At 50.1% G+C, this 20,990-nt stretch carries 30 protein-coding genes and 2 pseudogenes; 2 read left to right on the top strand and 30 right to left on the bottom strand.

All coding sequences use genetic code 11. The features are described 5' to 3' along the window. Window positions 1-2: 2 nt before the first annotated feature. The 12 genes and pseudogenes from FFT88_RS04420 to FFT88_RS04360 all read right to left on the bottom strand — a co-directional run bounded on the left by FFT88_RS04420 (window position 3) and on the right by FFT88_RS04360 (window position 9,312). The gene (locus FFT88_RS04420; protein ID WP_135404244.1) at window positions 3-653 is read right to left on the bottom strand and encodes an HK97 family phage prohead protease; all 651 of its coding nucleotides are present in this window, start codon (window positions 651-653) and stop codon (window positions 3-5) included. Beyond that, the gene (locus FFT88_RS04415) at window positions 631-1,872 is read right to left on the bottom strand and encodes a phage portal protein (protein ID WP_135404243.1); all 1,242 of its coding nucleotides are present in this window, start codon (window positions 1,870-1,872) and stop codon (window positions 631-633) included. Before FFT88_RS04415 ends, FFT88_RS04420 begins: the two co-directional genes overlap by 23 nt. Beyond that, on the bottom strand, window positions 1,872-2,054 hold the full coding sequence (locus FFT88_RS04410; RefSeq protein ID WP_135404242.1) for a hypothetical protein: 183 nt from the start codon (window positions 2,052-2,054) through the stop codon (window positions 1,872-1,874). The genes FFT88_RS04415 and FFT88_RS04410 overlap by 1 nt, the downstream gene beginning before the upstream one ends. Window positions 2,055-2,065: 11 nt before the next feature. Beyond that, window positions 2,066-2,800 (bottom strand): annotated as a pseudogene (locus tag FFT88_RS04405) (terminase TerL endonuclease subunit); the annotation flags it as partial. Window positions 2,801-3,318: 518 nt separating this feature from the next. Next, window positions 3,319-4,980, bottom strand: a complete 1,662-nt coding sequence (locus tag FFT88_RS04395) for a terminase large subunit (protein ID WP_077151005.1) — start codon at window positions 4,978-4,980, stop codon at window positions 3,319-3,321. Then, window positions 4,964-5,320 (bottom strand): phage terminase small subunit P27 family, encoded by a 357-nt coding sequence (locus FFT88_RS04390; protein WP_001353110.1) that lies wholly within the window; start codon window positions 5,318-5,320, stop codon window positions 4,964-4,966. Before FFT88_RS04390 ends, FFT88_RS04395 begins: the two co-directional genes overlap by 17 nt. Before the next feature lie 119 nt (window positions 5,321-5,439). Next, window positions 5,440-5,625: a hypothetical protein gene (locus FFT88_RS04385; RefSeq protein ID WP_001251185.1), complete on the bottom strand. Its 186-nt coding sequence runs from the start codon at window positions 5,623-5,625 to the stop codon at window positions 5,440-5,442. Further along, on the bottom strand, window positions 5,609-6,049 hold the full coding sequence (locus FFT88_RS04380) for an HNH endonuclease (RefSeq protein ID WP_001145895.1): 441 nt from the start codon (window positions 6,047-6,049) through the stop codon (window positions 5,609-5,611). Before FFT88_RS04380 ends, FFT88_RS04385 begins: the two co-directional genes overlap by 17 nt. Continuing rightward, window positions 6,049-6,348, bottom strand: a complete 300-nt coding sequence (locus FFT88_RS04375) for a head-tail connector protein (RefSeq protein WP_135404240.1) — start codon at window positions 6,346-6,348, stop codon at window positions 6,049-6,051. Before FFT88_RS04375 ends, FFT88_RS04380 begins: the two co-directional genes overlap by 1 nt. After that, on the bottom strand, window positions 6,341-7,555 hold the full coding sequence (locus FFT88_RS04370; RefSeq protein WP_167851604.1) for a phage portal protein: 1,215 nt from the start codon (window positions 7,553-7,555) through the stop codon (window positions 6,341-6,343). Before FFT88_RS04370 ends, FFT88_RS04375 begins: the two co-directional genes overlap by 8 nt. Window position 7,556: 1 nt before the next feature. Beyond that, complete coding sequence (locus FFT88_RS04365; protein WP_039022196.1) at window positions 7,557-8,117, bottom strand: HK97 family phage prohead protease; 561 nt, start codon at window positions 8,115-8,117, stop codon at window positions 7,557-7,559. A 49-nt stretch (window positions 8,118-8,166) separates the two neighbouring features. Further along, window positions 8,167-9,312, bottom strand: coding sequence for a phage major capsid protein (locus tag FFT88_RS04360; protein WP_135404239.1), 1,146 nt, complete (start codon window positions 9,310-9,312; stop codon window positions 8,167-8,169). Window positions 9,313-9,606: 294 nt separating this feature from the next. Here FFT88_RS04360 and FFT88_RS04355 point away from each other — a divergent pair, with 294 nt between their 5' ends. Beyond that, window positions 9,607-10,080, top strand: coding sequence for a hypothetical protein (locus tag FFT88_RS04355; RefSeq protein WP_105485376.1), 474 nt, complete (start codon window positions 9,607-9,609; stop codon window positions 10,078-10,080). A 36-nt stretch (window positions 10,081-10,116) separates the two neighbouring features. On the opposite strand, the gene FFT88_RS04350 is transcribed toward FFT88_RS04355, so the two are convergent. The 9 genes from FFT88_RS04350 to FFT88_RS25515 all read right to left on the bottom strand — a co-directional run bounded on the left by FFT88_RS04350 (window position 10,117) and on the right by FFT88_RS25515 (window position 14,627). Continuing rightward, window positions 10,117-10,365, bottom strand: coding sequence for a hypothetical protein (locus tag FFT88_RS04350; RefSeq protein WP_001145409.1), 249 nt, complete (start codon window positions 10,363-10,365; stop codon window positions 10,117-10,119). A gap of 45 nt (window positions 10,366-10,410) precedes the next feature. Next, window positions 10,411-10,692 carry a PerC family transcriptional regulator gene (locus FFT88_RS04345; RefSeq protein WP_135404238.1) on the bottom strand — a complete coding sequence of 94 codons (282 nt, stop codon included), beginning with the start codon at window positions 10,690-10,692 and terminating at the stop codon, window positions 10,411-10,413. A 15-nt stretch (window positions 10,693-10,707) separates the two neighbouring features. Next, on the bottom strand, window positions 10,708-11,130 hold the full coding sequence (locus tag FFT88_RS04340; RefSeq protein ID WP_135404237.1) for a single-stranded DNA-binding protein: 423 nt from the start codon (window positions 11,128-11,130) through the stop codon (window positions 10,708-10,710). Window positions 11,131-11,339: 209 nt separating this feature from the next. Then, window positions 11,340-13,463 carry a DUF927 domain-containing protein gene (locus FFT88_RS04335; RefSeq protein ID WP_135404236.1) on the bottom strand — a complete coding sequence of 708 codons (2,124 nt, stop codon included), beginning with the start codon at window positions 13,461-13,463 and terminating at the stop codon, window positions 11,340-11,342. Further along, on the bottom strand, window positions 13,460-13,723 hold the full coding sequence (locus tag FFT88_RS04330) for a DUF4222 domain-containing protein (protein WP_135404464.1): 264 nt from the start codon (window positions 13,721-13,723) through the stop codon (window positions 13,460-13,462). The genes FFT88_RS04335 and FFT88_RS04330 overlap by 4 nt, the downstream gene beginning before the upstream one ends. A gap of 58 nt (window positions 13,724-13,781) precedes the next feature. Beyond that, entirely contained in the window at window positions 13,782-14,000 is a 219-nt protein-coding gene (locus FFT88_RS04325; protein WP_127767160.1) for a hypothetical protein, read from the bottom strand. Continuing rightward, a complete protein-coding gene (locus FFT88_RS04320; RefSeq protein ID WP_135404235.1) occupies window positions 13,990-14,202 on the bottom strand; it encodes a hypothetical protein in 213 nt (70 codons plus the stop codon). Before FFT88_RS04320 ends, FFT88_RS04325 begins: the two co-directional genes overlap by 11 nt. After that, window positions 14,195-14,431: a hypothetical protein gene (locus tag FFT88_RS04315; protein WP_135404234.1), complete on the bottom strand. Its 237-nt coding sequence runs from the start codon at window positions 14,429-14,431 to the stop codon at window positions 14,195-14,197. The genes FFT88_RS04320 and FFT88_RS04315 overlap by 8 nt, the downstream gene beginning before the upstream one ends. Further along, complete coding sequence (locus FFT88_RS25515) at window positions 14,421-14,627, bottom strand: host cell division inhibitor Icd-like protein (protein ID WP_240731057.1); 207 nt, start codon at window positions 14,625-14,627, stop codon at window positions 14,421-14,423. The genes FFT88_RS04315 and FFT88_RS25515 overlap by 11 nt, the downstream gene beginning before the upstream one ends. A gap of 194 nt (window positions 14,628-14,821) precedes the next feature. Between FFT88_RS25515 and FFT88_RS25510 the strand changes: the two genes are divergently transcribed. After that, window positions 14,822-15,001 (top strand): YlcI/YnfO family protein, encoded by a 180-nt coding sequence (locus FFT88_RS25510; protein ID WP_135404232.1) that lies wholly within the window; start codon window positions 14,822-14,824, stop codon window positions 14,999-15,001. Window positions 15,002-15,651: 650 nt separating this feature from the next. On the opposite strand, the gene FFT88_RS04300 is transcribed toward FFT88_RS25510, so the two are convergent. From FFT88_RS04300 to FFT88_RS04260, 9 genes and pseudogenes are all read right to left on the bottom strand, one after another. Then, window positions 15,652-16,245 (bottom strand): BRO family protein, encoded by a 594-nt coding sequence (locus tag FFT88_RS04300; RefSeq protein ID WP_135404231.1) that lies wholly within the window; start codon window positions 16,243-16,245, stop codon window positions 15,652-15,654. Window positions 16,246-16,302: 57 nt separating this feature from the next. Next, window positions 16,303-16,581 (bottom strand): AlpA family phage regulatory protein, encoded by a 279-nt coding sequence (locus FFT88_RS04295; protein WP_001168899.1) that lies wholly within the window; start codon window positions 16,579-16,581, stop codon window positions 16,303-16,305. A 63-nt stretch (window positions 16,582-16,644) separates the two neighbouring features. Beyond that, window positions 16,645-16,866 carry an AlpA family phage regulatory protein gene (locus tag FFT88_RS04290; RefSeq protein ID WP_135404230.1) on the bottom strand — a complete coding sequence of 74 codons (222 nt, stop codon included), beginning with the start codon at window positions 16,864-16,866 and terminating at the stop codon, window positions 16,645-16,647. Beyond that, window positions 16,844-18,067, bottom strand: coding sequence for a site-specific integrase (locus tag FFT88_RS04285; RefSeq protein ID WP_001197052.1), 1,224 nt, complete (start codon window positions 18,065-18,067; stop codon window positions 16,844-16,846). Before FFT88_RS04285 ends, FFT88_RS04290 begins: the two co-directional genes overlap by 23 nt. A 170-nt stretch (window positions 18,068-18,237) precedes the next feature. Continuing rightward, a pseudogene (locus FFT88_RS04280) lies at window positions 18,238-19,266 on the bottom strand (terminase large subunit); the annotation flags it as partial. Continuing rightward, window positions 19,266-19,748: a phage terminase small subunit P27 family gene (locus FFT88_RS04275; RefSeq protein ID WP_135404229.1), complete on the bottom strand. Its 483-nt coding sequence runs from the start codon at window positions 19,746-19,748 to the stop codon at window positions 19,266-19,268. The gene FFT88_RS04275 and the pseudogene FFT88_RS04280, both read right to left, overlap by 1 nt. Before the next feature lie 146 nt (window positions 19,749-19,894). Continuing rightward, window positions 19,895-20,245: an HNH endonuclease signature motif containing protein gene (locus FFT88_RS04270; RefSeq protein WP_135404228.1), complete on the bottom strand. Its 351-nt coding sequence runs from the start codon at window positions 20,243-20,245 to the stop codon at window positions 19,895-19,897. A gap of 8 nt (window positions 20,246-20,253) precedes the next feature. Further along, a complete protein-coding gene (locus FFT88_RS04265; RefSeq protein WP_135404227.1) occupies window positions 20,254-20,541 on the bottom strand; it encodes a hypothetical protein in 288 nt (95 codons plus the stop codon). Window positions 20,542-20,621: 80 nt separating this feature from the next. Continuing rightward, window positions 20,622-20,918 carry a hypothetical protein gene (locus FFT88_RS04260; protein ID WP_135404463.1) on the bottom strand — a complete coding sequence of 99 codons (297 nt, stop codon included), beginning with the start codon at window positions 20,916-20,918 and terminating at the stop codon, window positions 20,622-20,624. Window positions 20,919-20,990 lie beyond the last annotated feature (72 nt).

The following is a 20,990-nucleotide window of genomic DNA, read 5'->3' as shown; positions in this document are numbered from 1 at the left end:
GGTTAAAATTTAAGATTTTTCAGTGCATTCAGTGCGGCATCCACATCCTCAGCATCACGCAGGGATAAAGCGCCATATCCCCCGGCCATGAATGCTTTGGCCTGGGTTCGCGAAAGTCCAACATCGCGCAGGACCCGCTCAATAATTTTCTGATCAGGGATCTCCCCACGCGCCAGCGCATTTTTCACATCGCTGATGCGAGCCTCATCATTGGAAGGAAACGTCACCAGACTGACCTCCCACAGGTCGATCTCTTTCAGCAGGAATACCCCTTTTTCACGGTCGTACTCCCAGTCTTTCAGGATGTAGCCAATAGAAAGGCCGGTTAAAGAACCGGCCTTCATATGAGCATGTGCACGTTTTGCCAGGGGATCATCATCAACGAGTAATCGCCCCCTGACATAAAGCCCGACATCATCTTCTTTCATTTCGGTGTACACACCGATGGGCTCATCCATGCGGTGCTGCCAGAGCAACGCAGGCAGCGCCTTTTTTTCACTCCATTTCTGAAGTGTTTCGGTAAAAGCACCGGGGACCACCACATCATCGTGGCTGTCCTTAATACCAAAAACAGAGCCGTAACCTTCAAACTCCCCGGAATCACTGACGGATTTCAGGTTCAGCGGTATATCAAGACGCTGTTTTGTCTGCATCTCCACTCTCCTTTTTCTTACCGTTGTCATCGCCAGCAGAGGGTCTGGTGGTCATGTTCATCGGCGTCAGATACACATCACCGCCCGGGCGAGGGTTCATATCTTCCAGATCACGGCAGTCATTAGGGGAATAAATCCCCCAGTTAATCCCCGTGGCATACGCTTCAAAGCGGGATTTCATGTCACCACGCAACAACGCTCCGGCATTAAATTTGGCGTAAAATTTTCCCTTTTTACTCTCCCTGACCAGCCCTGTATTGATCCGCTGTTCAATACGGGTCAGATACGGCACAAGGGAATAGTTAATAAAACCAAGCCCCAGCTCTTCAATATTGTTGAAGGTGGCGCGGTCAGTGTTCTGCACCATATGCAGTGGCACGCGGAAAAGACGACAGATTTCTTCCAGCTGAAACTTGCGGGTTTCCAGGAACTGACTGTCCTCGGCATTCAGTGCCACCGGCTTCCAGTCCAGCCCCATTTCCAGAATCATCGGACGGTGCGCATTACCCAGCCCAAGATGACGCTCCTCAAAATCCCTCTTCATGCGCTCATAAGCATCCGGCGTGAGCTTTTGTTCCGTACGCAACACACCGGATGTCACAGCACCGTTACCAAACAACCTGGCGCCGTGCTCCTCAGTTGCCGCTGCCAGTGAAATGGCCTCACGCGCATACGCAATGGGATTCAGCCCGACCAGTCCGTCCAGCGTCAGAGTACGCACATGCCAGATTTCATCCTGAGTCAACACATCCACGGAACCATCCGGAAACGTCACCTGATAAACCGGCTGCCACTGGCTGTTCAGCTTCGGTTCCACACAACCCGGATCTATCGGAAGAAGCTCCACAACTTCCCCCAGCGCCTTCACCTTGTAAGCGTAAAAATTACCCCGCAGACACAGGCAGACGATAACCAGCTCCCAGAATTCCTGCGGCGTCATGTAGCCATTGGGTTTGGCTGAAACCAGCTTATGCAGTCGTTCATCCACCGCCCGTGTTTTAAGGGTGCCGGTGATTTTGTAGAGGCTGCAGGGCAGCATACCAACAGACTCCGCCAGCACCCTGACGCAGGAATACACCGCCGTCAGCCGCATGGCCCGCTGACTACTGATCCGCTTTCCGGTATAGGTGTCGTATGACAATCCCAGCTCTTCCGCAAGCATCCCGGGTGTTGTAACGGGAGTGTTATTTTTGCGCTGAAAAAGCCCCTGGAAAAACATTACTCACCTCCGGAGGCGACCCGCTGACCGCGATCGAGATAACGCGCAACCAGCCACGACCAGAACAGGCACAGCGCCCCTGCAACAACAAAACCTGCCGGGGGATAAATCAGCCATGCGCCATACGACAGCAAAAGCGCCCCCAGCACGCCCACCAGTGGCGTGAGAATTATCAGAAACATAATGCCCTCGGTTAAAGCGAACGGATACCCACGCTGACCAGATGTTCAGACAGATCCGGCTCCGGTTCACCGCCATTGACCAGCATCCGGCTCATTGCTGTAAACATCGCAACAGGGCCGTCGATTTTGGCTTCCGGCGTGGATTTATTCGGGAAGATATTGTCGTTTTTGTCCGGTTTTACCGTAACGTTAGACATCATCCAGTTCATAACCGGATGATTACTGTGGTGGAAACGTCCGGCATAAACCAGTGATTCCGTTTCCTTCATAGCCTCTGACAGATTGCGGACCGTCTGCGGAACTTCCACCAGCGGTATCCCTTCTTCAGCCAGCGCCAGACTGAACTGCATTGCGCTCCACGGGTCAAATCCCAGTTCCCTGAGGTTTTCACCGCCAATCCATTCCAGTAAGTCACTTTTTATCTGAGCATGATCGATAACATCACCATCCGTCAGGATGAGCTTCCCCATCTCTGCCCACTTCCGGTAAAGTTCTGCCTGCTGCCGCGAGCATCGTTCCAGCCGTCCTTCCGGAAGCCAGAATTTAAAATCGGCATGAACATGTCCGTTATCGGTTCGCCAGAGTTTTGCCGCCGCACAGATATCAATCTTATGAGCAAGGTCGACGCCGACCCACATGGGATATGTTTTCAGCTCATGCTGTGGAGCAATGTATTCGCACTTCTCCCACTTAATCATGTCCATCCAGGCAGATTCGGCAGTGACCCACACATTCATGTGTTTCGTGAGAATATTTCAAGTTTTTTAAAATCACCTGTATATCAATCGTTTAACATGAAAAAACAGTCTTTATAAATCATCAAGCAATACACAGCGCAATACACGTATCTGTATTGTTTTAATGCTGATACACACCGTTTTTTGATACAGTGATTCGACCTACCATCGCGAAGCATTTTTTATTTCTTGTGTGTAACAATCTGACGAGGTGAGCACTCAAAGAGATAAGAGGCAGTAGAAATTTCGATCCCCCCCTGAATGCAATTTTTCGTATATATATACAAAACAGCGCGGGTTATGCGGGTTAGCGGGTTATCTTCGCGTGCTAAGTATTTTTTACTCTTTAATATCAATGCGTTAAAAAACAACGTATTTAAATATCAGCCAGAATGTAACCCGCAAGACATTCAAAATAACCCGCACCTCCCCCTCAAATAACCCGCAAAAACATCCCTGAAAGTGGGTACCGGTAATACTGAAAATTTATTCCATTAAATGAGCATTGTCCTCTCTCATCCATTCCGTTACACACCATCAAACGCCGCAAGCCGCTCTTTGTGGCTGTCGCTCATATCGAATGCAAATTCCTCATGCTCTGCCTGGAATGTGCCAAACGCCATCAGCGCCGCAACGCTCGGGTCTATCTTGTTGGATGATTTTTTCTTGTTCGGCTTGATATTGGCGTTCGCGTCACTCTGCATCACAACATTACTCATTGACCAGGCCAGCACCGGATCACCACGATGAACAATCACCTTCCGGTTAACAAAAACTTCGAACGATTTCGCCGCCGGACTGAAACGAAGGTATGTTTGCGGGAACGGCTCCACCTCAAATCCTGCCCCCTGTAGCTGCGTCCTCAGGTGCGTGGCGTTCCATGTATCGAAGCCCACCAGCCTGATATTGAAATTCTCTGCATCCGCCATGATGTCATCACGGATACGGTCATAATCAATGCAGTCACCCGGTGTTGTGCGTATCCAGCCCGCCTTTACCCACTGGCGATAGATGGCGCGGTTTTTATTGGCGGGGTTCTGTAGCTGAAATTCCGGCAGATAGTGACGGGAAACCAGCATAATCTTTTTACCGACCGGAAAGGCATAGCACACGCTGGAAATATCGCTGGTTGATGATAAGTCCAGCCCCGCGTAGCACTCCTGCCCGTATAAATCCGCCTCCGCGAACGTTCCGGCGCACTCCGCCCATGCACCGTTACCCATCCACGGCGTAGCCCCCTGACACCAGATATTGAATCGCTTGGTGAGCATTTCCACCCACTGCGACGGAATACCCCGCGCTTTCTGGATGGTTGAGGCCAGTTTTTCACGATCGACGGAAACATCGATATTGGGATTCGCCTTTATCCACATCGCCGGATCGTCAACCTCGCTTTCATCATCCAGCTCGTAAATCAGCACGAACATGGATTCGTTCACCTCTTCACCATCCAGTATCTGGCAGCAATAGTCGTAGTGTTGTTTACAGGCTGAAACAACGTTGCTCCCCGATGTGGTGATGGCAAATAATAACCCCTCCGGACGCGCCCCCATTCCCAGTTCAAGCGCGGAATAAACCCCGTTGTCAGGGTGCAGGTGATATTCATCCACAATGGCAAGACTCGGGTTTGTCCCCTCAATGGTTGCCGCTTTTGCTGCCAGTGGCTTTAACAGGCTGTTGGTTTTCGGGTGTATCACCTTGTGCGCCTGAATATTTACCCGCTTTCGTAACGGTCGGGATAAAAGGCACATCTGACGCGCATCATCAAACACGATCCGCGCCTGATCACGACTCACGGCGGCGGTGTAAATATCCTGCTGCCCGTGTTCCATAACCAGAAACCAGTTAGCCAGGATAGCGGCGACCGTGGATTTGGCATTTTTTCGCGGTACTTCAATGAATGCGCTGGTGTATTTGCGCCGTCCGGTGGCCTTAACCTTAAAGCCCAGGATGCAGGCAAAGGCGAACTGCTGCCACGGCTCCAGCTCAATGGGGCTACCGCGCATTGCGCCTTTTACGTGCGGACACACCCTAGAAAAGGCAATAAACCGCTCCACGACCTCCGGATCGAACGTGTAAAGGGGGTTTTCAAGGTCAGAAAAATACCGTTTAACGGCCTGTTTCAGTCGTTTACAGGCCGTAATTTTGCCGTTTTTTACGCCTTCTGCGTACTCATGCCAGGCGGTCAAGCTCGTCCTCTTCCTCTGTTTCCGGTGGATTTCTGCGGCGGCTTACCGGGTCAAAACCCAGCAAAGAAGCCATTTTGATCATTATTCTTTCCGCGTCAGCCTTTGCGCTCAGGGCGGGGTTTCTGCTCTCGCTGCCCTGACTGTTAACAATGCTGAAGCCGCGCGTCGCAAGGTCTTCGACGGCTTTGCGGTATATGGAGTAGTTAACGCAATACAGTTCCAGATTGCTCCAGTCGGCGGGGGTAAGGTCTTCCCGCCCGGAAAGCTGGCGCGATTTTTCCTTCCACTGCCTGACCGCGATTTCATCCAGGTAAGCGGGGGCTTTTGGTGGTCTTGCCATGTTCTTTTTTCGCCCAATTATTTTCAAAAAAATTTCCGTGCACAAAAATTTGAGGAGGCGGTCGGTGTCCGGCAGGGACGGTTTTGTCCTGAAAACCTCCCCCACCCCCTCTGACGGCCTCACCAGCGATTGCGAAAACATTCCATGACCTCGCGGTCACGGTCGGTTAATCGCTTCGCTGTGGTGCGTTCTGTGCGCCCTGTCCTGTTGGCTTTGTGCCCTGTCTCCTGTGCCTTCCATGTGTCACGCTGCCTTATCAGTCCACGTATCAGCCTGTTTTGCTCCTGTTCAGTCATCATCGCCATACATCCAGTCGTTACGATGTGCCGCCCGTTCTTCCTGCTCGCGATACATGCCCGCCTTACGGTTCGCTTTCGTGGCTGGATCTTCCCGTGTCGTCTTACGGTTGTGGCACGTCTGGCACAATGCCTGGTGATTCCACTCAGGCCAGAAGAGAACATCACCGCCGCCATTGATGGGAATGATGTGATCCACCACAAGAGCTGGCGTATAAATCCCCTTAGCCAGACAACGCACGCATAACGGGTTTTTGCTCAGGTACAGGGCGCGGTATTTGTCCCACTGTCGGGAATACCCGCGCGCGCGGCGGTGTCCCCGTCTGGCATCCTCTGCACGCCATGCAGCCCGCCTGTGATCTTCGCACTTGCCGGACTTCACGCGCTTATTACAGCCCGGCTCAGTGCATCGCCTTAATGGTTGCCACGGCATCAGTACACCCCTACATCACGATAAACCGACCAGAGCGCAGAAATAGCCATAGGCAGTTCAGACTGCTCCACAGGTGAAACCGCTTCCCTGTTCTCGTACAGGAAAGCAATGTACATCAGGCAACCAACACGTATTGCCGGGGTAAATTCCAGCCCGTCTTCAAAACGTTTCCCGATATGCTTCTGGCAGGCTTCCAGCGCCGCATCGGTATACATTTTCAGAAGTTCGCCTTCATCGTAGAAGTTATCAAGGCGAAGATGTGCCCTGACCTCATCAGGTGTAATTTTTTCTTCACTCATCTTTTTCACCTTTAATTTCCACCGTCTGCTTCCATGCCTGGCTGAATTCGTCGCCACCTTCACGCGGCGGCATCCCCTCACGTTCGCGGGCTTCGTTCGGATTCATGATCCCGTTCTTAATCCCTTTCTCATACGTGGCGTAACGTTCGGTAGGGGTGGCGCGTAATAAATCGGCTGAATCAAACTCAACCAGATAACGGGTACCAGGTACGGGAGAAGCCACCAGCAAAGCGGCCTTAATTTGCTGTTCGAAGTTCGCCAGCCATGGGCGCATTGTCATGGTCAGAAACGCGCGGCTTGCCTCGCTGAAATTGCTGTAGGTGCTGTTGCTGTATTCCTGCAGAAAAATAGGCGATACGTTGAACATCCGGGCGATGTCTTCAATGGAGAAGCGACGGGAGGCCAGCCATTCCGCATCCTGGTTACTCATCCCCAGTTGCTTGTAATCCATGCCCCCTTCAAGGATTGGCGTTTTTCCGGCATTTTTCGCCCCCTTGTAGCGTTCCAGGGCGTCTAATGCCTGTTTACCTTTCACGCCGTCCAGCCATTCGCCTGACGTAATAACCCCTGCCGCCATCATGCCATCTTTCATAATGCTGGCTCCGTGACGCTGTTGAGCAAGGCCAAGCCCCAGCGCCTCACGGCAAATCGTGACGGGGGAACGTCCCAGAAAGCCATCATCCGAGGCATAGCGGAGATGCAGGACTTCTTCCTGTAAATACGTGCGCACCGTTCCTGTATAGGGTTCGGTGATGGTATAGCGGTATTTGTGTGCGCCAGTGCGTTCCGGTACAACACAACCCGGCGCATAAGGATGAAGTGATTTTGGCTGACCGTCCCGCCCCCACTCAATAACCGCATAGGCGTTACCGTTCAGCAGGCAGTGACGCATCATTGTGCGTTTAAACTGGTAAGGTGTCTGGCACGAATTAGGCTGCTCATTCAGCAGAATATCGACCGGGTGACTGTCCAGCCATTCCCGCGCCTCCCTGCCCTTGTCATTACGTACCAGATACAGATAACACGGCATCGTGGCCACCGCCTCAGCGATGACAGAAACCGCGTTCATCACAGCAGGCAATGATTCAGCCGTCCCGGCAGAAACATATTCTCCGGATCCGGTATTCGGTACGCCGGACAGCGCCAGAAAATCATCAATGGACAGGTTACGCAGATCGCTTTTTTTACGACTAAAAGGCCACCACATATCACAACCCCGCCAGTTCAGCCCAGCGATGACGATTATTTCCTGTCGGGCGTAATTCAGGGTGCTGTGCAAACAACGAACGGCGGGCAATCTCCACGCCAGATTCGGGATAAGCAGGCATTGACGTTATCGTGATTTCACGAAGTTCTGCGGCGGTAACAGTGCGCAGATACGGTTTTTGCGCGATATTCCATTCTTCGCATAATGCGCGAAAGCCAAAGCTCATTCCTGTAATGTCGCCACGCTCCACCAGCGTAAGCACATCTTTTCCAAGCTGGGTATCAGGCGGTGTCAGTTCAAAACGTAGCCCGGTGTTGTCCTCAGTCAGTACCAGTGTTCCGGATTTGGTGCGCCCCAGCAGTCGGGTATAGTCATGCTCATACAGGCAGCGCACATCATTACCCGCCGCCAGATAGTCAGCAAAAGCCCCCGGCGTAAACTGTTCGCGGAATTCGTCCCAGATAATTTCTGAAAGGCTGTTCCAGCGAACGGCATAACCCACCAGTTTTTTATCACTGGCGGTCAGTTCAGATGTACGGATTTCAAAATCGGTATTTTTCATCGGTGTACTCCATAAAGCTGAAAAAGGAGGCCGAAGCCCCCTTTGCTCATTACTTGCCAGCCTGAATTTCCAGAATCTTGATGGCGTTCGAATCCACCACACCACCGCCCAGATATTTCTGGGTATAGATGTTAATGAATCCGGGTTCGCTGAAATCCGGACGGGTACGCGTACCGGTTTCATGGTCAACGATGAAATAACCGCGCTTAAAGTCACCTACTGCAATCACACCGTCCGGCATAAATTCCAGATATTCAACCGGAAGCCCCAGCAGAGAATCAGGATCACCAGCCTGTAAACGATCGCGCCAGATGTAATCACCAGTGGCATTTTTCAGTTTTTGTGCGGAGGCGGCTGTATTTGAGTTCATCACCCATACAGCTTTTTTGCGGTACTTATTGCGCAGCGTAAATTTCAGGTCAATCAGCATGTCGGCGCTGAGACTGCCAGTAACTTTTTTCGTCTGGAGCGTACCGAAAGGACGGGTTTTGTCGTTATCCGCAGTGCGCGGAAAAGCCAGGAAACCTTTAGCTTTTTTCTCGCCATCACCAGAAACCAGATCCATTTCTTCGGTATCAACGAAAGTGTCGCCAATTTCAGAAGATAACCAGCCCATAATATCGACTTCGGAAAAATCGATAATTTCCTGAGTGGTTTTCGGGTAAGCGTAGATCGGATACAGGCGGATACTGACTTCATTCAGTTTTGGTGTTGCCGTCTGGTTACGTGCCGCACCTTCTTCGCCGTGTTCAACGACCGCACCCCCGGCAGAAACCAGTTGCTTAAATTCATTGCTGTGAATGGTTTTAACGGTACAGATTTTACGCATCACCGATTCATCAGAAAGCTGACGCATAATTTCTCTGTTCAGTTCCGGGATAACCGTATAACCACCATCAGCCGGGACACTGCCGGACAGGTTGCGGGTTTCCCCGGTCAGAATGTAAGAGCGCAGTTCGTCTTTGGTGATTTTCTCTTCGACGGAAACACCTGGCTGGTTACGTTCTTCATCCGCAACAGCTTCAAGACGGGAAATTTCTGTGTCGAGGGAATCGGCTTTTGCACGCAGTTCATCAAACTGTTTGCCCTCGTCATCGTTCAGGCTGCGGTTTTCACTGTCGGCTTTTTCCAGCAGGGATCGCATCTGGTTTTTCAGGGCGGTTTTTTGCTGGCGGAGTTCGATTAATTTCTTCATGAAGGTTTTCTCGTATTGGTTAAGATTCAGGACGTGAAACCAACACGGAGGGAGCGCCGCCCGACACTCCCGGCATCTCGCAGATCAACCCGGCATCGCGCAGGGGGTCAGGCGGCATTGTGGCGGCTCACGTCTGAGTGCCACACGCCAACATATACATAAAAATCAGTATGTAAACATCAGCCAGAATCACCGAACAACCTGGAACAACCACGAACAAATAATTTACAAAACCTGAAAAAATAAATAAGCTGTTCCGTACATTTTCTGCTCGTCAATCAGGAGGAACGAACTATGTCAGAAAATGAACTGAAAAAAGCAATGTTCATTCAGCAACGATTGCAGATTCTCCACCTTGGTAAACACTATGATGAGTTCAGCGATTCTTACGTGTATGCCTGGGAGGCAGATGTTTATCCTTTCTTGCAGGATGGCGACGGAAGTATTCCTGCTCGCCCACATGAAATTTACGAAGAGTTTTTCGGCACATCTAAAAACAAAGCTAAAAAGATATACGATCGTCTGTGCAAAGCCTGGCACGACCGGGAGGCGCTCACATTCTATAAACTAGAAAGTGAATATGGTGTAACAAGTAGCAGCATGCACGGATGGACACGAAGTGATTTACTTCACATCTGCCGCTATCTGTATCTTGAGGGGTGTTTCGATAAAGATTTCTGGGAAACATTACTGGAAAACGGAAAATGCCCAAGCGAAGCACTTTACCTTAGCGATGAATTTAATCGCGATACAGAGATCGACTTCTAAAAAAAATGGCCTGGAAAATACCAGGCCATTATTATTCTACCGTTTCACGGGATCACGCATTCTGCGCCTTATTTTCCACAGATATTCGATCATCGCTTCCACCTGCTCACGGTTGGTTGCGAAAATTTCCCCGGTCAGTGAGCTACGCAGAAAATCATGATGATCCACAAAAAATAACGCATCGGAAGAAAGCAGCCGGCGATATTTTTTTACTGTCGTGGTTTCCAGATCATCAAAATCATGAAGCTTTTTATGTTGCTGGACTTCTTCAAATGTCACTGGCATGTTTCCTCCTGCTGCCACGATACCAGAAACAGTTAACAACCGTTATCAATTATCCTTTTTTTTCGGGTAGTTCCTGAACATCTCACCGCCAGGTTTCTGTAAGCCCATCCCGGTATGTGTGCGGTTTATGGCCTCTTTCAGTATTCCGAAATTATCCGGTATGACTGGTTGGCGCGCTGCCTTACGGATACATTCCGCGCGACGCTTTGCCACCTGTTCGCGCTCCTTGTCAGTGCTCACCAGCCACATAACATCAGCCCAACGCGCCGCCGCTCTCCGGTACAGCCCTTTAGCCTCCAGTTCTTCCGCTTTGCTGTCTTTAATCATGCTGTACCTCACTGCTTAAAACGGTATCCCGTCCCCGTACGGATCATCATTCCCCGCCTGTTGTTTTGCCCTGTTCAGTGCGTCAGTAGCCTGGCCCTGCTGGCCTTTTTTGCCGCCCGGTCGCGCCGTTCGCGCACTGATTACGCTGTCTGCGATGACCTGCCAACCCTGCCGCATTTCGCCGTTCTGACCTGTCCACTGGCTTACCTGCATGTTACCCGCCACGCTCACCAGTTCGCCTTTGTGGTGTTTTGCCAGTGCGTCGGCCTGTCTGCCAAACGCCAGGACGGATAACCACATCGTCGCCGTTCCGTCATCTGCCTGGCTGCACGGCAGGGGAACTGCCATACTCGCCATCGCCATTTGTGTCCCTTTGCTGGTGGTCTTTAACTGCGGGTCAGCCACCAGCCGCCCGTAAGCTGCTATCTGTGCTGTCATGCTGTCTGTTCTCCGGTTTTAACGTTGATTGTTACGCTTGTTTACACCCTTACGGTGAAATTCTGCGGGTTATAATCGCACTTTTGCGGGTTATAACTGCCGTTTTGCGGGTTACGTGCGGGTTATTGATTTCCTTTTTATTCATACAGTTAATGCACTTATACACAGGATAACCCGCATAACCCGCAACTTTTCACCTCACACAGGGGTTAATCTTCTGCCTCAGGCTGGAACATCAGCACGTAAAAAACATGCTGCTTCCCCCCAATTTTGCCGAGCGCCTTTTTCTTGTAACGGCGATCGTTACCCGCTTCCAGCATTCCGGCAGCACTCAACGCGCGGGCAAAGTGAGACGGATTAAATCCCTGTGCTATCTCACCCTCAAATACATGCGGGAACGTGTAAAAACGGAACTCGTCATCTTCGTTTCTGATACTCCCCTTTCTGTATCCGGCAAGCTCTTTAATCGGTAAATCACGCTCGTCGGTGTTGGGCCACGGAAGGTATCTGCTGAATCCGAACGACGCTAAAAAAGCCTCTGCCTGTTCAACCATCTGTTTAAACTCCCTGTTACCCGTGCCGAACTCCTTCACCCAGGCATAAAAATTATGCTGTATGGCATCGCGGCACGCCTGAACATCCCAGCCAGTAACATGACCGGAAAGCACAAGCGCGGCCTCCAGTATGGCGAAACGCTCACCCACGCGGTGTACCTGCTCGCCGTAGCTCTCCGGTATCAGGTTGCGCCACCGTTCACGGCATGCCCTTACCGTGTCCTTTGCCTCCTGCTGATGGTCTGCCAACCATTTAACCCATTCACGCCCCGCCGCCCCGTGATTTTCTGTCCAGGCATCCTTTAACGCGTCTGCGTGTGCCTTTCCGGTGCTGTATTCGTGAAATTGTGTGGCTTTTTCCATTGGCACGTTAAGCAGGCGGACAAGCTGCCCCGCCTTGACTTTTATCCCTTCCGTTTTGAGGAATGTTTCAACGTCCATTTCTCCGGTACTGATTGCCACCGTTCGCCAGTGTTTTATCTCCCTGTTGCCGCCGTCCTTTGCCCCCTGTAATTTCCCGGAACCGTTAAACAGCGTATAGGCTGACGTGGACACCTCCCGCGCGTTTCCGGCCTGACCTATTTCATCCAGGGGTAACAGCCCGTCATTATGTGCTTCGGCCTCGTTGGCGATACCTAACGCCGTGCCGTACCAGGTCAGCCGTTGTGCGTCCGGCTCTCCCCATAAACTGGATGCGATGTTCTGTGTGGTGGTTTTCCCTGCCGATGACTGTTCGAAAAGATGTACCCCGAAGCCGTCAGCACCCACCAGCCCGATTAATGGTGCGGATAACGATACCGCCACACCCAGCATCATGGACGGATTACCACCAGCCAGCCGCGCCACGGTATCGCGCCAACCCTCCGCCGTTCCTGCCACGGAATAGCCATTAACAGCAGCCGTTTTTCCGGTAAACAGGACTGGCTTTTCGCAATCACCAATGACCGAACCGTCCGGCATGATGTACGCGCCAAAATGCCAGCCCGTTGTTGTGCTTAACTGCCATTCCTCATGGCTTCCGCTTAACTGCATCCAGTCAGCCAGGATAGCCCTATTTTTGCCGTTAGTTGTTACGTTCAGTCCGTGGTCTTTCAGCAGCCGCCAGCCGTCACGGTCGCCAATGCCACCGCACGGAACCGCCATTGTGATGACTTCATGATTTGCGAATTTTTTCCAGCGCATCACGCGGTAATGCTCTTTACCGATTGTCCCCGTTCCCAGTAGTTCAAGCGGGGAACATAACCACGTCTCAGGCCGGATAATTTCGCCTGACTGCTTATCCACTTTTGGCGTTACCCAGAAAACACCATCGGCGCGGCTTTCAACGCGGGGCTTTAATTCATCATCACCCGGGCTTTCTGTGATTTTTTTCTTTAAGGGCAACACCAGACTTTCCCCGCGCTCGTATTCGTCTTTGAGGCGAGGCAACTGGTCGGATAAATCCGCCGGGCTGGTGTCAGTTATCCCCGCGTATTCGTATACGGTCTTCACGCCAGCCACAGCCAGCAACGTGACGATCTGTGTAAGGCTACGTTCAGTGATGTGCCCTGCGCGGTAAACACGCACACACTGACGACTATCATCAATAATTTGATAACCGGTAATATCTTTCAGGTGTTCATCTGACAGAACGACAGGCGGCACATTGTCGGCGGCAATATGCTTACCTGCCCATTCCTGCCACTCTTTCGCATGGCTCCACGCATCACTACCCGCAAAGATGATAACCTCCGTCATTTTATCGGCTGGCTGGTGCTTTAAGTTTGGTGCGCGCTTCATTTTGCCTTTCCCCGTTCACGAATAATTTCACGTACTGCCTTAATGCGTTCCATTCCTGTAACGCGCATGATTCTGTCGATGTCGCTTAATTCTGCTGGTGGTGCTTTGCTTACCAAGGTGAACTCCCTGTCAAAGCGCATATGTGACGACACGCAGGGATGCGCATAACCTTCGCGGATATAGGTCACACGAAAATCATCGACAGTTTTAATCGTTATCGTGCTGCCGTATTTATCCCGGAAAATATCACCGGGGCGGATTTCAGGCCGAGCGTGACCGCTGGCAGTAAAGCCAGAATTTTTTCTTTTTCATGTTTTTTTACTCCAGAGGCAGCTTTTTAGCGGCGAGCTCAATATCAGATGTCAGAGAAACCTGTGTATTTGCCAGGTCTAACAACAAAGAAATAAGAATTTCTTCTCTGCTATCGGATTCATCGGTGCTAAGGCTGTTCATCCACATATTGACGACTTCCCTGATCTTTTTCGCAGAGTGCAGGGCTTCAAATGCCAGGTCTTCAATATCACGTTTATTTCGCATAATCGCCCCCGCGTAACTGGTCTGCACTAACACCAGATTTAGTGAGCATTTCAGAAAATCCCGCAAGAGTGCTGATAAATTCGTTTTCCATTAAACGGCACTGGCATTTAACCCGGCCTTTTTCCAGATACACCAGTACGCGCCCCGTATAATCTGATGGCACATTCAGCACTACAGGTAAGTGCGCTTCATGATTATGCATGGCGTCCCCCCTGGATATCTGCGGTAAGAATTTTGCCTGCCTCATCCAGTGCCATGTCGGCACTAAGCTGCACATATGCCAGCGAATGCGGGATTATCGCCCCTGCATATTCCGTCTCTCTGGTAATGTGTTTTTCTGCGGTTGCTGCCGTGCATGAAATATCAATCAGCGCGTGCATTAGCGTTCTGATAGCTTCGGCGGCTGAGTCCGGACGGGTGTTATTGCACATGGTGCACCCCCTGACGAATATGGGCGGCGAATACCATCACGCAGCCAGCCGGTGATTGCTGACAGGCTTCCTGTTCACTGGTGGCCTCAATGGTAATCACGCGCGGTTGTGCCGTGCTCAGAGCGATAAAACGCCAGATATATTTATTCAGGTTGTGCGAGTCCCGCCCTTGCGGGTGTGTGGTATGATTTAACATAGCTACCTCGATACTCTCGTTATCGTTGGTGGTTAGAAGCCCTGTGAGTGGTAACGACACTTGCGGGGCTTTGTCTTTAAGGTGCAAGTCACCTTTGAGGATTATGCTACTTTTAGGTGACTTGCACTTCAAGCTTTTTTTTATTTTTTTTTTCTACGTATACTGAACGCCACCTAACAGTAAGGAGGCTAGTAATGCCAACGGGTACAACCAACAACAAATCACAACAAAAAACGGCTAGAATCCCTCTAGAAGTTTTAAGCGAAATGAATTTGGTCAAAGAGGAAAACGAAACAGACGCGCAGTTTATCGTTACAGCCATGCGTGGCGAGATCAAACGCCGCCAGCGCCGCAAGGCCAAAGAATCAGAATAATTACTATCAGCGCCGTGGTGTGAGGAATCACGGCGGCAACCATAGGAGTAAAAGATGCCAAAACTTAAAAATTGTGCACTCTGTGCGATTGTTCTAATTGTCGCCGCCTTTATCTTAAAATCATGCTTCGAGAAAAAGAATCTTTGCGGAAGCAATGAAGGCGATATATTACGGCGTGCTTGCGATATAGAGTTGAAAAAAAGTTGAGCATAACCTAACCGCGACAATGCCGTAGTTCCTGTAATTACAGAACAGCTCAGGATTTGCCCACCAGCCGTAAATGTGGCATTGTTGGTTATGCTCATGCGTTGGGGATAACGTGTAGCTTGTGTCGAGGGGCCACCGTAGCGGGTGGCCTTTGTTTTGCCTGTTATCCTGCAACTATGGTCATTTCGACCACGGTTGATATAATCCCCCCGCACAGATTCATTTTTTGCGCAGTAGGTTAATTGTTCGCAATGGCGCTCCGGTAACGGGGCGCTTTTTGTTTTTACCCACCAGCACAATAAAAATCTTCATTTTCCATTTTTGTAAAATTTCATGCTTTCCGGACGACTGGTCATATGTCATTTTTTAGCAGAAGATTTTGCCTTGCTGGTGGGTAGCTTCCCGGTCAACACGATGTACCGTATAATCAACACCGCGTGTGGTTACTGAATACGCTCACCAAAGTAAAACTCAGGCTGGTATTCACGTATCAGCCTTTTTTCTTCTTCCTCCAGCTCACGCTTTTTGCGCTTACATGCCTGTAGCTCCCTCCCCTTCTCGCTGGCACTTATCTGGTATTGCTCTTTGCGGCGGGAAAAATCCTGTAATGCGCCCCACGGGATACCATAAGCCCCCGTTTTTCTGATACCCGGTATCACATTTCTGAATACCCAATTACTGAAACGATGGGCGAACGTGCTAGGATTAACAGCTTTGCGACTTCTGGCGATCAACTTGTAAAAACCTGATTCTGATACAACATTCCAACTTCTGGCACCACCACGCTTACCTGAATGACCCTCGGTTAAAGCTAGGGTCATTACCTCATCGCTATCCAGAACTGAAACAGCATCGGTAACGTTGCTAATTTCCAGCGCCGCACACACATCAGCGCCAACAAACCACGGATCGCCGTTCAGATACACCACGCGAACGTTCACACTATCAAAGCGCAGAACGACCAGATCACGAATATCACAGAATTTTTTCATATGACGTGCGTCACCCTTGCCCGTCGCGGCAATATTTTTATTCATCACTTTCTACCTCACATACAAAAAACCCCGCATTGCGTGGTGCGGGGTTGTCGGTAATTACTTATTGGCGTTTTTGTATGGGCTGTTTACTTCCTTTACTCCTGGCGGATGCATAACCCACCAGAGCACATCAGAGAGCAACCAGGAAACAGACACTTTCCCTAAATGAGCACGAGCAGGAAATGCTCCCTCCTGTTCAAGTACCCAACGTCTGCTTCTTGAAAGCCCGGTACGATTGGCACACTCATGTTCGCGTATACGGCGATCATACGGTTCGCCATGATCTTTCAGAATCTGAATGCGTTCTTCGGGTGTAGGATAAATAAATTTTTGCATAAAAATATCACCTATAAAAAAACCCGCCAAAAGACGGGTTGATTATATCTCATTTAATTTAGTTCAGGGTTTCCATTCACCCTTTACCCATTCCAGCACCTCAGATAAGCGCCAGACTTTTGTTTGTGGGCCAATACATATTTTACGTGGAAATTTTCCTTCCTTTTCAAGTAATGCTCTGTGTCTCCTGCCAAGAGCTGTTAACCATGCACATTCATCTTCCTTAATCATCCTGTCGATTGTTTTATCATTTTCAAGTTCTTCACGCGTAACTATTTGAATCATTACTGTCACCACTAATTTGCTTATTCAGATAGTCGTACCACCAGTTCATAGCTTCTTTTTTTCTGTCCATATACTGGCTTCTGTTATAAACCCCGGCAACACCGCCTAATGTGTGCCCAAGCAACTGTTCAACCACATTATGTTCAAAACCATGATCACTTAGTTTTGTGGCAAACACTCTTCGCATATCATGCGCCGTCCATTTCTCCGAGTGTTTCATCCTTTTCCATGTCTTACCGATAGTTACGCTTGCCGTACACTGACGCATATCAAACCCAATCACATTTTCTTTGTTACCTGTTATTTTTTTTAACGTAACTAACCAGTTAAACATGCCATCAGGAATCGGTCTGATTATTTCCCTGCCATTTTTGCTATGATCAGCGGGAACGCGCCATAATTTCTTATCAAAATCCCACTCTACCCAGGACGACAGTAATACTTCTGACAGTCGACAACCAAAAACTACCAGGAAACGTAAAATAATTCGGTTTTCATATGATAATTCGTGATTGTCATAATCAGTATTAATACTTCGCCATAAATCTCTGATTTCATCATCTGTTAAAACCCTGCTTCTTCGCGCAGACTTTTTTCCCACATCACAGACCTCAAGATCATCAATTTCATGACTAATCGCGTATTTTCTTACCCTACAAAATTTAAGCGCCTGTTTTGATATACGCAACAAAGCTCCGGCCTGTACAGGTGCTACTTTTTTTATTTTGTCAAAACACTTGATCCACATAGATATAGAGCAATCACTAAGTGGTACATGACCAATCACCGGATAAATATGTTTACCAAAGCACTGCCTGATATGTTCTGCTCCCCTACGCTTATCCATTGCATAATTATCAAGCCAGTATTCAAGTGCCTCACGAACGGTAACAGGTTGCAAGGTGGCTTCCCGTTCAATTTTTATCTGAATCCGTGGATCTCTGCCCTCCGCAAGCCAAGTTCGACACTGATCGCGCATCTCTCTCGCTGATTTGAGACTCAGATCAGGATATTTTCCAAGTGTCAGCCAGATGGGCGCGGTTCCCCTTCCCGCCAGTCTGTAAAAGAAAACAAAACTAACACATCCGTATTTACTGACCCGTACCGAAAGCCCGTTACCATCAGCGATGGTTTCCTGCCTCTCACTCCTGCGCCCAAGCAGGGAACGAAGTTTTTTATCGCTCAGTTTGTTTAGCGCCATGTGATTTATAACCCGTTTTTGCAATACACAGTGCAATACACAAATGATGAAAACAGCCAGAACCATCCAGAAAAAACAAAAACGACGAAAAAGAAAAAATCTTTTTCTTTCATTTAGTTACTAAAAAAATCAGGACAGGCCGCACTGCTGTTACGGCGTGATGTTACTTTCTTCGTGAAAAAATTCACCCGTGCCGAGACCTGCTCCTTCGCCTTTTTCGCCAGACGACGCAGATCATCCCAGCGTTTACAGATGCCCAGGCCGGGATTCGCTTTCTGCCAGACCGTTTCATCAAACGGATCATCTCCCTCATCGAGCGTGTAAATAATTGCAAAGTAGGAGTCGTCTTTTACCGCGCCCTCCACGTCGCTGTTATAGCCTCGCAATACCTTGATGGCGTAATCGCGTTGCTCGTAACAAATCCCTTCCTTGTTAAAGCCAGCCGTGGTGATGCCAAATAAAAGGGACTGCAGACGGGCACCGGTTGCCGTTTCCAGAACGTCCCACACGTCACGGGTTTTATGAGCATGCAGCTCATCAATAATGGCGCAGTGGATGTTCAGACCGTCCAGGTTGTTTGCATCCGAGGAAAGCGGTTCAAATTTTGATGCGCTCTGCTCCTGGTAAATCGCCAGCTTGTTGAAATCAAACAACCGCCCGAGTGTCGACCGGGCTTTTCTGACCATATTTTTGGCGTCTTCAAACACAATTCTGGCCTGGTCACGCGTGGTTGCGGCTGAATACACCTCAGCACCGCCTTCACCATCTGCCCCCGTCATATACAGGCCGATACCCGATGACAGGGTTGATTTTGCGTTTTTACGGGCGACTTCGTTGTACGCCGTCCGGAACCGGCGCACCATCACCGGACGTCCGCTGCCATCGCTGCGCATGACAACTTCCCCGGTCTCTTCATTGACCAGCGGAATGACAAAACCAAAAATATTAATGAGGATAAATACATGCCAGTCCATCAGTTCAATGGGCTGGCCTGCCAGCGCCCCTTTTACATGGGGCACAAATTTGTAGAAATTCAGGATGTGCTGCGCACGGGGTTCACTGAAATAAATCCCCCGCTCTTCGCCGTACTTCAGATCATCAAGAAAACGCTGGCAGGCCAGACGGACAAATTCGCCAGCGACAATTTCTCCTGCAACAACACGTTCGGCGTAGCGGATCCCGTCAGCCACTTTTGCCATCAGTCTCTCGCTTTTAAAAGCTCCGCCAGCGGATCAACATCATCCGATCCGGCGGTATTTACTTTCGCCCGGCTTGCCGGTGACATACCAAACTCTGCAAGCATCGCCCGGATCCGCTTCCAGGCATCCGCTTTCATCGCAGCAGCCGGGTGTGCCTTAATCAGCACATCACCGTTCTGCGTTTCCGTGCGGTAGGTATAACCCTCAGCATCAAGTGTTTCGCAGTGATGCCGGTATTCGGTGTAGGCTTCCACCAGTAACTCGAGTGCACGCGCATCAAGCTGAGAAATGATCCCTTCCGCATTCAGTTCTTCCGCCATTCGCCTGAACCAGTACTTCCCCTGCGACCCTAAATGTTGCGGAATTTTAGGGAGACCTTTTTCATCCTTTTTAGCGGTTTTTTTTGGGTCTTTAACGGGGCGCTTTGAGGGGTTGCCTCGTATCAAATGCAGGCGTGGCGGGGTTTTCGGGGGTCCTGACATAATCGGTTTTACCTATCAATCGTTTGATCGCATTCCCAAAAAAAAGTTTTCGAACCTGCGGCGATGCGAAGAAGGGTTGGCGGGCGGTCCCGGACAGCCAGGGCTGCAGGGATTTGACCCGCCCTCCCCACAAGTGAGAATAATTATCACCTGATTCGTTCGCGCGCTGTTTTCGCTTTGTGGCAGGGCCAGCACAGACTCTGCAGGTTGCTGTCTGCGTCTGTTCCGCCATGCGCTTTCGGAATGATGTGGTCGACAGTTTTCGCCTCGCGCACCACACCGACACGCAGACACAACTGACACAGACCTTTATCGCGCTTCAGAATACGGGCACGAATCACCGTCCATTTTGAGCCATAGCCGCGCTGGTGGCGGTTCAGTCCGCGCTGGTGTTGTGTCCATCCTTCACCACGATGTTTATCGCAGTAGCCAGAACTGTCCGTCGTTGTGCCTGCACAGCCTCGCTTACGGCATGCGCGGGGGATTCGTGATGGCATGGAGGTGCTTATCCCTTGTGGATAACACAGATTGCATCCTGTCCTGCCGCCACTGCATGCTGATTATGTTCACTGACCAGTTGCATTGTCTCATCAAGCAATTCACGACAGCGATTTGCATTCGCTTCTACGCTCAACACCAGTGAATAACCACCACACAACCGCCAATCTAATAAAAACGGAACTTCAGCAGAAATAATTTCCGATTTTATTTTCTGCAGTGCGCAAAGATTTTCTTCAATGCGCTTTCTCAGAACAACGCAGCGTCCAATCGCTTCATAGTTTCGCTCAGACATTTCGCCTCCTGTTTTCAATAGAGATATTCAGGCCGATAGCATTATCGCAGCCCCTCACTGAAGGGCTGCTGTAATGCCTGTTACTCAGTAACGACTGCGCCTTCCGGTAATTTCATGCAGGCAAATACCGGACAACCTGGATGGCGATCATCTTCTGTTGCTTCCAGCATTGACTCACCAAACCACTCCGTCGTGGCGCGACCATCAGCAGCTTTGTAGTGGAGTAAGTACTGGTTTTCGCCATCCGCATACTGAGCGCGAGCTTTAACCTCACCCCATTCATCACTGATGCGCATCTCCACCAGTTGAGACAACTCAAACTTAAACGGAGCAGCATCAGCACCAATTACAATCGGTTTGTTTTCTGTTTTTTCCATCATCGTCTCCTGATATCGAAGCCCGTCGCCGCACCGGGCACTGATCAACATTTGAGTATTCGCGGCGACAGA

The sequence above is a fragment of the Escherichia sp. E4930 genome (genome assembly GCF_005845405.1).
Taxonomy (GTDB): Bacteria; Pseudomonadota; Gammaproteobacteria; order Enterobacterales; family Enterobacteriaceae; genus Escherichia.
Note: the sequence above shows the minus strand (reverse complement) of the source record. Positions and strands in the feature narration are given on the sequence as shown.

Coding starts and splice junctions, on each gene's coding strand:
- FFT88_RS04420 (WP_135404244.1), bottom strand. CDS start 653: ATGCAGACAAAACAGCGTCTTGATATACCGCTGAACCTGAAATCCGTC.
- FFT88_RS04415 (WP_135404243.1), bottom strand. CDS start 1,872: ATGTTTTTCCAGGGGCTTTTTCAGCGCAAAAATAACACTCCCGTTACA.
- FFT88_RS04410 (WP_135404242.1), bottom strand. CDS start 2,054: ATGTTTCTGATAATTCTCACGCCACTGGTGGGCGTGCTGGGGGCGCTT.
- FFT88_RS04390 (WP_001353110.1), bottom strand. CDS start 5,320: ATGGCAAGACCACCAAAAGCCCCCGCTTACCTGGATGAAATCGCGGTC.
- FFT88_RS04385 (WP_001251185.1), bottom strand. CDS start 5,625: ATGGCGATGATGACTGAACAGGAGCAAAACAGGCTGATACGTGGACTG.
- FFT88_RS04380 (WP_001145895.1), bottom strand. CDS start 6,049: ATGCCGTGGCAACCATTAAGGCGATGCACTGAGCCGGGCTGTAATAAG.
- FFT88_RS04375 (WP_135404240.1), bottom strand. CDS start 6,348: ATGAGTGAAGAAAAAATTACACCTGATGAGGTCAGGGCACATCTTCGC.
- FFT88_RS04370 (WP_167851604.1), bottom strand. CDS start 7,555: ATGTGGTGGCCTTTTAGTCGTAAAAAAAGCGATCTGCGTAACCTGTCC.
- FFT88_RS04365 (WP_039022196.1), bottom strand. CDS start 8,117: ATGAAAAATACCGATTTTGAAATCCGTACATCTGAACTGACCGCCAGT.
- FFT88_RS04360 (WP_135404239.1), bottom strand. CDS start 9,312: ATGAAGAAATTAATCGAACTCCGCCAGCAAAAAACCGCCCTGAAAAAC.
- FFT88_RS04355 (WP_105485376.1), top strand. CDS start 9,607: ATGTCAGAAAATGAACTGAAAAAAGCAATGTTCATTCAGCAACGATTG.
- FFT88_RS04350 (WP_001145409.1), bottom strand. CDS start 10,365: ATGCCAGTGACATTTGAAGAAGTCCAGCAACATAAAAAGCTTCATGAT.
- FFT88_RS04345 (WP_135404238.1), bottom strand. CDS start 10,692: ATGATTAAAGACAGCAAAGCGGAAGAACTGGAGGCTAAAGGGCTGTAC.
- FFT88_RS04340 (WP_135404237.1), bottom strand. CDS start 11,130: ATGACAGCACAGATAGCAGCTTACGGGCGGCTGGTGGCTGACCCGCAG.
- FFT88_RS04335 (WP_135404236.1), bottom strand. CDS start 13,463: ATGAAGCGCGCACCAAACTTAAAGCACCAGCCAGCCGATAAAATGACG.
- FFT88_RS04325 (WP_127767160.1), bottom strand. CDS start 14,000: ATGCGAAATAAACGTGATATTGAAGACCTGGCATTTGAAGCCCTGCAC.
- FFT88_RS04320 (WP_135404235.1), bottom strand. CDS start 14,202: ATGCATAATCATGAAGCGCACTTACCTGTAGTGCTGAATGTGCCATCA.
- FFT88_RS04315 (WP_135404234.1), bottom strand. CDS start 14,431: ATGTGCAATAACACCCGTCCGGACTCAGCCGCCGAAGCTATCAGAACG.
- FFT88_RS25515 (WP_240731057.1), bottom strand. CDS start 14,627: ATGTTAAATCATACCACACACCCGCAAGGGCGGGACTCGCACAACCTG.
- FFT88_RS25510 (WP_135404232.1), top strand. CDS start 14,822: ATGCCAACGGGTACAACCAACAACAAATCACAACAAAAAACGGCTAGA.
- FFT88_RS04300 (WP_135404231.1), bottom strand. CDS start 16,245: ATGAATAAAAATATTGCCGCGACGGGCAAGGGTGACGCACGTCATATG.
- FFT88_RS04295 (WP_001168899.1), bottom strand. CDS start 16,581: ATGCAAAAATTTATTTATCCTACACCCGAAGAACGCATTCAGATTCTG.
- FFT88_RS04290 (WP_135404230.1), bottom strand. CDS start 16,866: ATGATTCAAATAGTTACGCGTGAAGAACTTGAAAATGATAAAACAATC.
- FFT88_RS04285 (WP_001197052.1), bottom strand. CDS start 18,067: ATGGCGCTAAACAAACTGAGCGATAAAAAACTTCGTTCCCTGCTTGGG.
- FFT88_RS04275 (WP_135404229.1), bottom strand. CDS start 19,748: ATGTCAGGACCCCCGAAAACCCCGCCACGCCTGCATTTGATACGAGGC.
- FFT88_RS04270 (WP_135404228.1), bottom strand. CDS start 20,245: ATGCCATCACGAATCCCCCGCGCATGCCGTAAGCGAGGCTGTGCAGGC.
- FFT88_RS04265 (WP_135404227.1), bottom strand. CDS start 20,541: ATGTCTGAGCGAAACTATGAAGCGATTGGACGCTGCGTTGTTCTGAGA.
- FFT88_RS04260 (WP_135404463.1), bottom strand. CDS start 20,918: ATGGAAAAAACAGAAAACAAACCGATTGTAATTGGTGCTGATGCTGCT.